Source organism: Bradyrhizobium sp. 482_C4_N1_8 (assembly GCF_052075965.1).
GTDB lineage: Bacteria > Pseudomonadota > Alphaproteobacteria > Rhizobiales > Xanthobacteraceae > Bradyrhizobium > Bradyrhizobium barranii.
Map to the genome: position 1 here is coordinate 4,035,995 of NZ_CP197231.1, position 12,865 is coordinate 4,048,859.

15 protein-coding genes are annotated in these 12,865 nt (G+C 65.2%); 12 read left to right on the forward strand and 3 right to left on the reverse strand.

What is annotated here, in order from left to right:
• Positions 1–56 precede the first annotated feature (56 nt).
• Entirely contained in the window at positions 57–1,409 is a 1,353-nt protein-coding gene (locus AB7Z56_RS19165; RefSeq protein ID WP_441256399.1) for an Nramp family divalent metal transporter, read from the forward strand.
• A gap of 130 nt (positions 1,410–1,539) precedes the next feature.
• Here AB7Z56_RS19165 and AB7Z56_RS19170 read toward each other — a convergent pair whose 3' ends face one another.
• The 3 genes from AB7Z56_RS19170 to hemB form a co-directional block, all read right to left on the reverse strand.
• Positions 1,540–2,316, reverse strand: a complete 777-nt coding sequence (locus AB7Z56_RS19170) for an arginyltransferase (RefSeq protein WP_014494765.1) — start codon at positions 2,314–2,316, stop codon at positions 1,540–1,542.
• A gap of 130 nt (positions 2,317–2,446) precedes the next feature.
• Positions 2,447–2,986, reverse strand: coding sequence for an RDD family protein (locus AB7Z56_RS19175; protein WP_063982851.1), 540 nt, complete (start codon positions 2,984–2,986; stop codon positions 2,447–2,449).
• A 275-nt stretch (positions 2,987–3,261) separates the two neighbouring features.
• Complete coding sequence (gene hemB, locus AB7Z56_RS19180; RefSeq protein ID WP_085399885.1) at positions 3,262–4,323, reverse strand: porphobilinogen synthase; 1,062 nt, start codon at positions 4,321–4,323, stop codon at positions 3,262–3,264.
• Positions 4,324–4,461: 138 nt separating this feature from the next.
• Between hemB and AB7Z56_RS19185 the strand changes: the two genes are divergently transcribed.
• From AB7Z56_RS19185 to thiL, 11 genes are all read left to right on the forward strand, one after another.
• Positions 4,462–4,965 carry a DUF6163 family protein gene (locus AB7Z56_RS19185; RefSeq protein ID WP_283016752.1) on the forward strand — a complete coding sequence of 168 codons (504 nt, stop codon included), beginning with the start codon at positions 4,462–4,464 and terminating at the stop codon, positions 4,963–4,965.
• A 521-nt stretch (positions 4,966–5,486) separates the two neighbouring features.
• Positions 5,487–6,005, forward strand: a complete 519-nt coding sequence (gene ldtR / locus AB7Z56_RS19190; RefSeq protein ID WP_011087797.1) for a transcriptional regulator LdtR — start codon at positions 5,487–5,489, stop codon at positions 6,003–6,005.
• A 198-nt stretch (positions 6,006–6,203) separates the two neighbouring features.
• A complete protein-coding gene (locus AB7Z56_RS19195) occupies positions 6,204–6,440 on the forward strand; it encodes a hypothetical protein (protein WP_283016751.1) in 237 nt (78 codons plus the stop codon).
• Between the two features lie 37 nt (positions 6,441–6,477).
• Entirely contained in the window at positions 6,478–6,699 is a 222-nt protein-coding gene (locus AB7Z56_RS19200; protein ID WP_283016750.1) for a hypothetical protein, read from the forward strand.
• Positions 6,700–6,958: 259 nt separating this feature from the next.
• Positions 6,959–8,257, forward strand: coding sequence for a serine hydroxymethyltransferase (gene glyA / locus AB7Z56_RS19205; RefSeq protein ID WP_028152497.1), 1,299 nt, complete (start codon positions 6,959–6,961; stop codon positions 8,255–8,257).
• A gap of 15 nt (positions 8,258–8,272) precedes the next feature.
• Complete coding sequence (gene nrdR / locus AB7Z56_RS19210; protein ID WP_007603426.1) at positions 8,273–8,755, forward strand: transcriptional regulator NrdR; 483 nt, start codon at positions 8,273–8,275, stop codon at positions 8,753–8,755.
• On the forward strand, positions 8,752–9,900 hold the full coding sequence (ribD, locus tag AB7Z56_RS19215; RefSeq protein WP_283016749.1) for a bifunctional diaminohydroxyphosphoribosylaminopyrimidine deaminase/5-amino-6-(5-phosphoribosylamino)uracil reductase RibD: 1,149 nt from the start codon (positions 8,752–8,754) through the stop codon (positions 9,898–9,900). The genes nrdR and ribD overlap by 4 nt, the downstream gene beginning before the upstream one ends.
• Complete coding sequence (locus tag AB7Z56_RS19220; protein ID WP_085399860.1) at positions 9,900–10,508, forward strand: riboflavin synthase; 609 nt, start codon at positions 9,900–9,902, stop codon at positions 10,506–10,508. Before ribD ends, AB7Z56_RS19220 begins: the two co-directional genes overlap by 1 nt.
• A gap of 184 nt (positions 10,509–10,692) precedes the next feature.
• Positions 10,693–11,184, forward strand: coding sequence for a 6,7-dimethyl-8-ribityllumazine synthase (gene ribH / locus AB7Z56_RS19225; RefSeq protein ID WP_166342075.1), 492 nt, complete (start codon positions 10,693–10,695; stop codon positions 11,182–11,184).
• Between the two features lie 2 nt (positions 11,185–11,186).
• A complete protein-coding gene (gene nusB / locus AB7Z56_RS19230; protein WP_063982855.1) occupies positions 11,187–11,684 on the forward strand; it encodes a transcription antitermination factor NusB in 498 nt (165 codons plus the stop codon).
• A gap of 175 nt (positions 11,685–11,859) precedes the next feature.
• The gene (gene thiL / locus AB7Z56_RS19235; protein ID WP_283016748.1) at positions 11,860–12,858 is read left to right on the forward strand and encodes a thiamine-phosphate kinase; all 999 of its coding nucleotides are present in this window, start codon (positions 11,860–11,862) and stop codon (positions 12,856–12,858) included.
• Positions 12,859–12,865: the final 7 nt, after the last annotated feature.

The window sequence follows — 12,865 nt, forward strand, 5'->3', positions numbered from 1 at the left end:
GCTAGATGCAGTTGCAAATGAGTTGCAATAAGCTTCGACTTCGGTATTCTGCTGATATGGATGCCCGCTCCCCCGATTTGACCCAAGATGCCGCCGGCTGGCGCACTGATGCGCCTGCTACCAAGAGCCTCGCCGAGGTGAACGCCACGATCGCCGTCCCCACGGCGGGGGTGTGGTGGCGGCGGTTGCTTGCCTTTGTCGGGCCCGGCTACCTGGTCTCGGTCGGCTACATGGACCCCGGCAACTGGGCGACCGACCTCGCCGGAGGGTCGAAGTTCGGCTACACGCTACTTTCGGTCATCCTGCTCTCGAATTTGATGGCGATCCTGCTCCAGTCGCTGGCGGCTCGGCTCGGCATCGTCACCGACCGCGACCTCGCGCAGGCCTGCCGCGCGACCTATTCGCCGGCGATGAACTTCCTGCTCTGGCTCGCCTGCGAGGCGGCGATCATCGCCTGCGATCTCGCCGAGGTCATCGGCACAGCGATCGCGCTCAAACTGCTGTTCGGCATTCCGCTGATCGGCGGCGCGCTGCTGGCTGCGCTCGATGCGTTCCTGCTGCTGCTCCTGATGAACCGCGGCTTTCGCTTCCTCGAAGCGTTCGTCATCGCGATGCTTGTCGTGATCGCGGTCTGCTTCCTGGTCCAGATCGTGGCCGCGGCGCCGCCGGTGGCGGAAGTCCTGCACGGCTTCATGCCGAAGACCGAGATCTTCACAAATCCGGAAATGCTCTACATCGCGATCGGCATCATCGGCGCGACCGTGATGCCGCATAATCTCTATCTGCACTCCTCGATCGTGCAGACGCGCGCCTATGAGCGCAACGACACCGGCCGGCGCGAGGCGATCAAATGGGCGACGACGGATTCGACCATCGCCCTGATGCTGGCACTGTTCATCAATGCAGCGATCCTTGTCGTGGCAGCCGCGACCTTCCACAAGAGCGGCCATTCCGACGTCGCCGAGATCGGCCAGGCCTTCGAGTTGTTGTCGCCGCTGCTCGGCCTCGGTATCGCCTCGACGCTGTTTGCGATTGCGCTGCTCGCCTCGGGCCTGAACTCGACGGTGACAGCGACGCTCGCCGGCCAGATCGTGATGGAAGGGTTTCTCGACCTGCGCCTGCCGAGCTGGGCGCGCCGCCTCTTGACGCGCGGCATCGCCATCGTCCCGGTGATCGTCGTCACCGCGATCTATGGCGAGCGCGGCACGGCGGATCTGCTGGTGTTCAGCCAGGTCGTGCTGTCGATGCAGCTGCCCTTTGCGGTGATCCCGCTGGTCCGCTTCGTCTCGGATCGGCGCAAGATGGGGAAGTTCGCGATACCCACGTCAGTCGCGGCGCTCGCGTGGATCGTCGCGGGCGTGATCGTGGTTTTGAACGTGAAGTTGTTGGTGGATACACTGTTCGGGTGAGTGTTCGCCCAACACACCGCCGTCGTCGCACGGCTTGACCGGGCGACCCGGTATTCCAGAGACGGTTGTGATTGAGCCGAGAAGCCGCGGCGTACTGGATGCCCCGGTCAAGCCGGGGCATGACAGCGAGCTAATCCTGCGGCTCTGACGTCGCGTCACCTTGCGCATCGATGCGCAGCCAGCCTGACGGCGCGAGGCGCTGCTGCGGCAGGAAGCGGGCCTTGTAGTCCATCTTCTTTGAGCCCTCGATCCAGTAGCCGAGATAGACGTAAGGCAGCCCCTGGCGGCGAGCGCGGGCGATGTGGTCGAGGATCATGAAGGTGCCCATCGACCGGCTGACCTGGCTCGGCTCGAAGAACGAATACACCATCGACAGGCCGTCGCTGAGCACGTCGGTCAGCGCCACCGCGATCAGCTCCTCACCGCGGCCGGTGATACCGCTGTCGGGGCCGCGCTTGCGGTACTCGATGATCCTGGTCTCGACATGGCTGTCCTCGACCATCATGGCGTAGTCGAGCACGGTCATGTCGGCCATGCCGCCATGGCGGTGGCGGGAGTCGAGATAGGCGCGGAACACCGAATATTGCTCGGAGGTCGGCACCGCACTGCGCTGCTCGCCGATGATGTCGGCGTTGCGCGCGATGACTTTCCGGAAGTTGCGGGAGGGGCGGAACTCGTTGGCGACCACCCGGACGGAGACGCAGGCGCGGCACTGGTCGCAGGCCGGCCGGTAGGCGATCGACTGGCTGCGGCGGAACCCGCCATGGGTCAGAAGGTCGTTGAGGTCGCCCGCGCGCTCCCCCACGAGGTGCGTAAACACCTTGCGCTCATGCCGGCCCGGCAGATACGGGCAGGGAGAGGGCGCCGTGAGGTAAAATTGGGGGGTGTCGCGCGAGTGCTGGGTCAAGGGACGTCGTGGGCCTCCAAAGTGGGCATTAACATCGCGCTACGAAGGCCCCCGGTCAATCGGTCTACTCGGCAGGTCAGATCACTCAGTTTAGTCGGTCCTGGTTGATAGGTTCTTGATCATCAGGCTCTCAGTAGGTCCTTGCGGCCTGCGGCACGGGCGCGCGGACGGAATTGTTGATCACGACCGTTCCCAGCACGACATCATGCAGCAGGCGCCGGCGGCCGTTGAACAGCCCAACCAGCACCACGAAAGGTGTCAGGAACGAGACCGTCACCCAGAACAGCACGGCATGGGTGGCGCCGAGCACGAAATAGCCGGGCGCGCCGTACCAGGTGCGCAACTCCAGATCCATCAGGCGCATGCCGATCGTCGCGGACGACGGACCGCCGATGCAGGCACCGTAATAGACGATCGCCCAAACAACGGAGGCCGGCCAGGCCAGCCAGAACAGCGCCCAGCCGATGCCGAGCGTGACGATGCCAAACAGCGCGATGAAGATGTAGCCGAGGATGACGGGAACGGAGATCACGACCATGTCGATCAGGAACGCGAACGCCCGCCGCGTTGCCACGCCACGGAACAATTCGGGGTGCAGATAGGGATCGAAGGCGTGCGGTTGCATGGCGCCGTCATTGCGCCAGGCATTGCCCGAGTCCGAATACGACATAGTCCGTTCTCCCAAGGGAAACTCCCGTGGCAGGACATGGGAGCAAGTCATCCCCGTGCCAAGGGCGTGCGGGCGTCAACAAGCCGAAATATTCCGGCAATTCGGGGGCGGGGCTGTTACCGCTGTCGTTCAGGGAGGGCGTCGTAGGGTAGGCAAAGGCGCGTTAGCGCTGTGCCCACCATCGTTCCGCGATCGCTAGCTGGCATGGTGGGCACGCTTCCGCCTTCGCTCTTCGAGCTACGGCGGACAAGCCGCTTGGCCCATCCCGCGATACCTTACGTCTGGCTCCGCAGCTTCTCCGCCACCCTCGGCGCAAAATAGCTGAGCACGCCGTCGGCGCCGGCGCGCTTGAACGCCAACAGGCTCTCCATCATCGCGCGCTCGCCGTCGAGCCAGCCATTGTTGGCGGCCGCTGCGATCATCGCGTATTCGCCGGAGACCTGGTAGGCGAAGGTCGGCATCGCAAAGGTGTCCTTCACGCGCCGGACCACGTCGAGATAGGGCATGCCGGGCTTCACCATCACCATGTCGGCGCCCTCGGAGATGTCGAGATCGACCTCGCGCAGCGCCTCGTCGGTGTTGGCGCTGTCCATCTGGTAGGTGCGCTTGTCGCCGGTCAGCGTCTTGGCCGAACCGATGGCGTCGCGGAACGGGCCGTAGAAGGCGGAGGCGTATTTGGCCGCATACGCCATGATCTGCACGTCGAGCAGGCCAGAGCGGTCCAGCCCCTCGCGGATCGCGGCGACGCGGCCGTCCATCATGTCGGACGGCGCGATGATGTCGCAGCCGGCTTCGGCCTGGACCAGCGCCTGACGCACCAGCACCGCGACCGTCTCGTCGTTCAAAATCTTGCCGTCGGAGATCAGGCCGTCATGGCCGTGGCTGGTGAAGGGATCGAGCGCGACGTCGCAGAGGATGCCGATGTCGGGAAACTCCTTCTTGATCGCGCGCACCGCCTGGCAGACCAGGTTGTTCGGATTGGTCGCCTCGGAGCCTTCCTCGTCGCGCAGGGACGGGTCGGTGTAGGGAAACAGCGCGAGGCAGGGGATGGTGAGCTTCATGGCGCGCTCGGCCTCGCGCACGGCCTGGTCGACGCTGAGGCGGTCGACGCCCGGCATCGAGGCGATCTGCTCGCGCTTGTTGTCGCCGTCGATCAGGAACAGCGGCCAGATCAAGTCGTCGGTGGTGAGCACGTTCTCGCGCACCATGCGCCGGGCCCATTCGGCTTTGCGGTTGCGGCGCGGGCGGACGGTCAGATCGAGGGCAGGGGAGGCACTGGCGCCATCCCGGCGCGAAACCTCGCGCAATTCGATCGGACGTCCGTATTTGATCGCCATCATTCTTCCTCCGGCTGGAATTATTCTTATACCAGCTCGCATGGTTCCCGCCACCGCGGCTTGACCTGCCGCAAGGCAAAATTGAGGTCGCTCGGGCAGCCGATTGATTTTGCGGGGCGAAGCAGCCAGAAGGGGACCATGTCCGAAATCTCCACCCGCGATGCGGCCCGCGACGGCGCCAGTGCCAAGGACGCCGCCAGAGACAACGCCAGAGACAACGCGATGTCGGTGGCGGCGATCTCGTCGGAGCGCCCCGAGTCCGACGACAATGTCTGGACGCGCCGGCTCGTGCTGTTTCTGCGAGTGATGGCGCTGCTGTCGATTCTGAAGGGCCTCTATCACTGGGCCCAGGTCACCGGCTTCGTCGGCGGCGAGGACGAGGCGTTCGAGAACCAGTCGATGGCCTGGCAGGCCGCCACCGTCTATTTCGCCGTGATCGAGCTCGTTGCCGCGGTCGGCCTCTGGCTCGCGACGCCGTGGGGCGCGGTGGTCTGGCTGACGACCGTGGTGTCGATGGCGGTGATCGAACTGATGTTCCCGGGCATCTACGGCGGCAGCCTGATCGTCGTCGGTGTCGAAGCCTTCATGCTCGCCGCCTATCTCGCGCTCGCCTGGATGGCCGCGCGCGAGCGGCCGCCGTAGCGCGCTTGCGATTTCAACGCACACTCTCTCGTGCCCCGGACGCAGCGCAGCACGCAGTGATGCGCTGCTGAGCCGGGGCCCAGCTCTCCACGATCTCGTTTGCGGCTTCTGGGTCCCGGCTCTGCGCTCCGCTTCGCTGCGCTTGTCCGGGACACGAGAGCGGCATTTCCGAAGTCGTGGCTTGGTTGACCGTTCGTTGCCTAAAATTCGAGGTAACTTTTCATTGACTCCGTGCGTTCCGCCACAGCTCTTACGCGCCCGTTTCGAAACGGGGCGGCCCTGTACTGGAATGCGACAGAGGTGGCGGACGGAGGGTGAACAGGACCTTGCGAGGGTCAACAGACGGTTGCGAAAAGCCCTTGTGACACAGGCTTAATCCGCAATTCACTGTCTTAAATTCATGATCTCTTTATTCTCTTATTTAAGCCGATCTTCAAACGCCCCCCTTAAGTTGCACCTATCAGACGGAGCACAAGTTTCGTCGAATGAGTGTCGATAAAAACGACAACAGGGGAAGTGTCATGATGAAAGCCGTCGCAACTGCGGCAGATACCGCAGAGCGCGTCTCCGGCCAGCAGGGTTCGGTGCAGTCGCTCTATCTGGAAGCTTTGACTCTGGTGGAGCGGCTGCATCGCCGGCTCCTCGACGTCATCAAGGATGAATTCGATCGCCGCGGCCGTGCGGACATCAACTCGGTCCAGGCGCTCCTGCTCTACAACATCGGCGACAAGGAGCTGACCGCGGGCGAGCTGCGCACGCGCGGTTACTATCTCGGCTCCAACGTCTCCTACAATCTGAAGAAGCTCGTCGAGCTCGGCTTCCTCGATCATCAGCGCTCGCGCGTCGATCGCCGCTCGGTGCGCATCCGCCTGACCCCGCAGGGCCAGGAAGTCCGCCGCATCGTCGACTCCCTCTACCAGAAGCACGTCAAGACGGTGGAGCAGGTCGGCGGCATCTCGGGCGAGGAGTTCTCGACCCTCAACAAGTCGCTGCACCGCCTCGAGCGGTTCTGGACCGACCAGATCCTGTATCGTCTCTGAGTTCTTTGCGACGGGACTTGGCCAAGCCGGCCCATAACAAGACCGGCAGGCCTCCCGAACGTGCCTGACTTCCCCAAGCGCGCCGGCCCGGCTTTGCCCGGACCGGTGCGTTTTGTCGTTCGCGACTGCGAAATAATGACCCGGCCGAGCGGAACCAGTTCCCCGCAGCGCAGTTGTTACTGCGGATCGGAGGATGCGATGCTGGTCGAGCGCGGGCTTCAGGCAATGAACGTCGAACTCGTGAGCGATGCCTATGCCATCGCAGCGAATTACCTCCGCCGCTCCGGCGCGATTCCCGACACGCTGGTCACCAACGAAAGTCTGCTTGAGATCATCGTCAAGCTGCTGCAGCACGGCGAGCTCAACAAGATCAGGCTCGCCAACAAGGCCATTGGCCGGTTCGAGGCCCAGTCCGGGGCCCGCGCGGTTGCCTGATCAAAACTCCCAAAATTCGACAGAACCAGAGGGTGCCATGGAAGTTGCCATCGACCGCATCATGCAGACCTATGACCTGCTCGCGAACCGCACGTCCGCGGCGAGCGCGGAGGCGCGGGCCAAGGTCACGAACTATCTCAATACCTTGATGGAAGCCGGCGAGAAGGACACCCACAGGTTGACCGTGTGCGGGCTGACCTATCTGCGCCAGCTCGACGGCAGCGTCGATCCCGTGAAGGCGGGGTATACCGGGCTGTAGGGGCAGGTCCGGCCCGCATCGGCACGGATTTTAAGGTCCAAATCGGACCCTTCAGGACTGATCGGGGCGGTCAGTTCAAGGGGCCGTCAGCTCGCCCGGATCCTTCAATCCCCACCATATCTTGCATAAATATCAGGCCCGACCCGCAAATACTTGGCCGGGGGCGGGTGATGTGGTAGATCGCGCTCGCCGCTTCCGATCGCCACACCAGACCGCCCGTAGCCCGCCAAAAGGCTGCGGCGGTGGAGATATTCGCAAGATGACCTCAGCCAGAACCGCCTCCGCGCCCGACTCGTTTTTCACCGCCTCGCTCGACCAGGCCGACCCGGAAATCGCCGCCGCCATCAAGGGCGAGCTCGGCCGGCAGCGCCATGAGGTCGAGCTGATCGCCTCCGAGAACATCGTCAGCCGTGCCGTGCTGGAAGCGCAGGGTTCGGTGATGACCAACAAGTACGCAGAGGGTTATCCGGGCGCGCGCTACTATGGCGGTTGTGAGTGGGTCGACGTCGCCGAGAACCTCGCGATCGATCGCGCCAAGAAGCTGTTCGGCGCCAACTTCGCCAACGTGCAGCCGAACTCCGGCAGCCAGATGAACCAGGCGGTGTTCCTGGCGCTGCTGCAGCCCGGCGACACCTTCATGGGCCTCGACCTCGCGGCCGGCGGCCATCTCACCCACGGCTCGCCCGTCAACATGAGCGGCAAGTGGTTCAAGGCCGCGCACTACACCGTGCGCCGCGAGGACCAGATCATCGACATGGACGCGGTCGCCAAGCAGGCCGAAGAGGTCAAGCCCAAGCTGATCGTCGCCGGCGGCTCGGCCTATTCGCGCGCCTGGGACTTCAAGCGTTTCCGCGAGATCGCGGACAGCGTCGGCGCGTACCTCCTGGTCGACATGGCGCACTTCGCCGGTCTCGTCGCCGGCGGCGTGCATGCCTCGCCCGTGCCGTATGCCCACGTCACCACCACCACCACGCACAAGTCGCTGCGCGGTCCGCGCGGTGGCCTGATCCTCTCGAACGACGAGGCGCTCGCCAAGAAGCTCAACTCGGCGATCTTCCCGGGCCTGCAGGGTGGGCCCCTGATGCATGTAATCGCGGCGAAGGCGGTCGCCTTCGGCGAGGCGCTGCGTCCGGACTTCAAGATCTATGCGAAGAACGTCGTCGAGAACGCCAAGGCGCTGGCCGAGGCGATGAAGAGCCACGGGTTCGATATTGTCTCCGGCGGCACCGATAACCATCTGATGCTGGTCGACCTCAGGCCGAAGGGCCTGAAGGGCAACGTCTCGGAGAAGGCGCTGGTCCGCGCCGCCATCACCTGCAACAAGAACGGCATTCCGTTCGACCCCGAAAAGCCCTTCGTTACCTCGGGCCTGCGTCTCGGCACCCCGGCGGCGACGACCCGCGGTTTCGGCGTCGCCGAATTCCAGCAGGTCGGCGGCATGATCGCCGAGGTCCTGAACGCGATCGCGCAGTCCGACGACGGCAAGGCGCCGCTGGTCGAAGCCGCGATCAAGGAGCGGGTCAAGGCGCTCACCGATCGGTTCCCGATCTATCAGTAAGGTCAAGGTACACGGATGCGCTGCCCGAACTGCAACAGTCTCGATACGCAGGTAAAGGACTCGCGTCCGACCGAGGACTCTTCCGTGATCCGCAGGCGGCGCGTGTGCGTCGCCTGCAATTTCCGCTTCACCACTTTCGAGCGTGTGCAGTTGCGCGAGCTCACGGTGATCAAGCGCAACGGCCGCCGCGTGCCGTTCGACCGCGACAAGCTGATGCGCTCGGTGTCGATCTCCTTGCGCAAGCGACAGGTCGAGCCGGAGCGGGTCGAGAAGATGGTCTCCACCATCGTCCGCGAGCTCGAGACCGGTGGCGAGGCCGAGATCTCCTCCGAGGTGATCGGCGAGACCGTGATGGAGCATCTGCGCACGCTCGACGACGTCGCCTATGTGCGCTTTGCCTCGGTCTATCGCAATTTCCGCGAGGCCAAGGATTTCGCCGACGTGCTCGGCGAGCTCTCCGGTGAGGAGGAAGCGCGGCTCGCCGCGATCCGCAAATGATCTTTCGGATCCTGGAGGATCAGTTCGCGCAGAAGGCCCGCGAGTCCAAGGACGCCGATCGCCGCTTCATGCAGCTGGCGCTGGCGCTGGGCAAGCGCGGGCAGGGGCGCACCTGGCCCAATCCTGCCGTGGGCGCTGTCATCGTGAAAGACGGGCTCATCATCGGCCGTGGCTGGACGCAGCCAGGCGGGCGACCGCATGGCGAGCCCGAAGCGCTGCGCCGGGCCGGCGAGGCCGCGCGAGGCGCTACGCTCTATGTCACGCTGGAGCCGTGCTCGCATTTCGGCAAGTCGCCGCCTTGCGCAGACGCGGTGATTGCCGCCGGCATCACGCGGGTGGTCGCGGCGATCGAGGATCCCAATCCGGAAGTCGCGGGCCAGGGTCATGCGCGCTTGCGCGCCGCCGGCATCACGGTGGATGTGGGTCTGTGCGCGGCGGAGGCCGCGTTCGACCATGCCGGGCATTTTCGCCGCATCCGTGACGAGCGCCCGCATGTGATCCTGAAGCTCGCGGTCTCGCCTGACGGTAAGATCGGTGCGGCTGGCGGCAAGCCGCTTGCAATCACGGGCGAGGCCGTGCGCAATCGCGTGCATCTGCTCCGCGCCCAGAGCGACGCCATCCTGGTCGGCATCGGCACGGTGCTGGCGGATGATCCGCAGCTCAACTGTCGCCTGCCGGGCATGGAAGCGCGTTCTCCCATACGCGTCGTGCTCGACCAGAATCTGCGCATTCCGGCCGCGAGCCAGCTTGGTCGTTCCGCGCGGGAGACGCCGCTCTGGGTGATCGGCTCGGAGCTTGCGGAAGCCGCCGCCGCCACGCGGCTCGGAGCGGCAGGCGCTCAGATCATCCGCGTACCGCCGGGAAACGCTTCCGGGCTTGATCTTTCGGCCGTGCTGCATGTGCTGGCGGAGAAAGGCATCACACGGCTGATGGTCGAGGGCGGCAGCCGTGTCGCGGCGTCCTTCGTCGCGGCCGACCTCGCCGACGAGATCTGGCTGTTCCGCGGAGCGGAAGGGGTCGGCCCGGGCGGCGTCGATGCGCTCGATGCATTGCCCCTGTCGAAAATCACGCAGTCGCAGGCCTATAAGGTTCATGCTAGCGAGACATTCGGCAAGGATACTCTCACCATCTACGAGCGCGCGTAATGTTCACTGGCATTGTCACCGATATCGGCGAGATCGTCGGCTTCACGCCGACAGCGCAGGGCCAGTTGCACAGGCTGCGCATCGCTTGCCGCTACGATCAGACCACCATCGCCGACGGCGCCTCGATCGCCTGCAACGGCGTCTGCCTGACGGTGGTTGCTTCCGGCGTCGAAGGCGGCAGAACCTGGTTCGACGTCGATGCCGCCGCCGAGACGCTGGCGCTGACAACTGCAAAGCACTGGAAGGTCGGCACGAGGCTCAATCTCGAGCGCGCGCTCAAGATCGGCGACGAACTCGGCGGCCATATCGTCGCCGGCCATGCCGACGGTGTCGCCACCCTCGTCAGTCGCGAGGACCTGCCTGATATGGCGCGGTTCGAGCTCTCGACCACGCGGGAGCTCGCGCGCTTCATCGCCACCAAGGGCTCGATCACGCTCGACGGCGTGTCGCTGACGGTCAATACGGTGAGAGACGTGACCTTTTCGGTGCTGATCATTCCGCATACCCTGACGGTCACGACGATCGGCGGCTGGAAAGCGGGCGCCGAGGTCAATATCGAGGTCGACCTGATGGCCCGCTATGCAGCGCGGCTGACGGAAATGAAGTGACGGCGGAGCCGTTATTCCGGGATGGTCCGATGGACCAGACCACAGGTGCGCAATTGCGCACCGGGGAATCTCGAGATTCCGGGCTAGATGCTTCGCATCGCCCCGGAATGACAGTGTCTTTGAACTTGGCTTACATGCGTCCGGCGACTACATAGCGCCGACCTCTGTAGAACGGATTTAGACGATGGCAGACGCGCGACGCGCACCCCTGAAGGACCAGACCGACATTTCCGGCGCACGCGCGCTGATTGTCGAGGCGCGGTTCTATGACGATCTCCAGGATGCGCTTCTGGACGGCGCGGTGACCGAGCTGAAGGCAGCCGGTCTGACGCATGACGTCATCACGGTTCCCGGCGCGCTGGAAATCCCGGCGGCGGTCGCCATCGCGATCGATGCCGCTGCGGCGAACGGCAAGCCCTATGACGCGGTGATCGCGCTCGGCTGCGTGATCCGCGGCGACACAATCCACTTCGAGATCGTCTCGCAGGAATCCTCGCGCGCGCTGATGGATCTTGCGGTTTCGCGAAAGCTGCCGCTGGGCAACGGCATCCTCACCGTCAACACCGAGGCGCAGGCTTGGGCGCGGGCGCGCGCCAGCGAGCTCAACAAGGGCGGCGATGCCGCGCGCGCCGCGCTTGCGATGCTGCGCATCAAGCGCCGGCTGGCGCGGGCTTGATCATGGCCGATCACAGCAAAAAGCCGCCGGCTGGCACCGAGAAGAAAGCGAACCGGCGCGGTGCGGCGCGGCTCGCGGCCGTCCAGGCCCTATATCAGATGGACATCGCCGGCGCCGGCATCAACGACATCTTTGCGGAGTTCGAGAGCCACTGGCTCGGCAACGAGGTCGAGGGCGATACCTATCTGCCGGCGGAAGCCGCCTTCTTTCGCGACGTGGTCTCCGGCGTCGTGCGCGACCAGAAGATGCTCGATCCCCTGATCGACGAGGCGCTGTCGAAGGGCTGGCCGCTGAAGCGGATCGAGGCCATCCTGCGCGCGGTGCTGCGGGCAGGGGCCTATGAGCTCCAGCATCGCAAGGACGTGCCGGGCCGCGTCGTCGTGTCAGAATATGTCGACGTTGCGAATGCCTTCGTCGACCGCGAGGAGACCGGCATGGTCAACGCCGTGCTCGACCAGATCGGCCGCCAGTTCCGCGGCGATGAGTTCGGGCGGGGGTAGTTATCCACGAGGGCGGTGAAGAGATGCGATGCGGCTGCCCCATACTCCGCTGTCATCACCCGCGAAGGCGGGTGATCCAGTACGCCGCGGCGGTCGTAATTCATCACTGCCGTCTCGGCGTACTGGATCGCCCGGTCAAGCCGGGCGATGACAGCATTGGGTGTGGCTAAGGCCGATGGCAGACTCTCAAAACCCCTCCGCCGAAGACTCCCTCATCGCGCGCTATTTCAAGCCGCTGGCGACTGACCCCGGTGCGTTCGGGCTGGTCGATGATGCCGCGGTGTTGTCCCCGTCCGGCGACGACATCGTGGTCACCACCGATGCCGTCGTCGAGGGCGTGCATTATCTTGCAACCGATCCGCCCGACACCATCGCGCGCAAGGCGCTGCGGGTGAACCTGTCCGATCTCGCCGCCAAGGGCGCGGCGCCCGCCGGCTTCGTGCTGACGCTGGCGCTGCGCAGCCGGGAGGATGCCTGGCTCAGGCCGTTCGCGGACGCGCTCGGCGAGGACAGCAGGACCTTCGTGTGCCCGCTGCTCGGCGGCGACACGGTGTCGACGCCGGGGCCGCAGATGATCTCGATCACCGCCTTCGGCCGCGTGCCGAAGGGGCGGATGGTCGGCCGTACCGGCGCGCGGCCGGGCGACCGCATCCTGGTGACGGGAACGATCGGCGATGCCGCGCTCGGCCTCGACCTGCTCACAGGCGGCGCCGCAGCCGGGGCGCTCGCGTCCGAACCGCAAGCGAGGGAAATGCTGGTCTCGCGCTATCGCATCCCGCAGCCGCGCAATGTGCTGGCGCAGGCCGTGCGCGACCACGCGACGGCCGCGATGGATGTCTCCGACGGGCTCGCCGGCGATCTGGCGAAACTCTGTGCAGCGTCGGGCGTCTCGGCCACGGTTGACGTCGCGAACGTGCCGCTCTCGGCTGCTGCGGCCGGCCTGATCGCGCGCAACGCTATTTGCGTTGAGACGCTGCTCGCCGGGGGCGACGACTACGAGGTGCTGTGCACGGTGCCGCCGGCGCAAAGTGAGGCGCTGATTGCCGCGGGGCAGGCGGCGGGCGTGGCCGTCACGGCGATCGGCACGATCGTCGCGGGCCGCGAACGGCCGCGCTTTTTGGACGGTCAGGGCCAGGAACTGGCCTTGAAGCGCCTGTCCTACAGCCACTTCTGAATTCGAC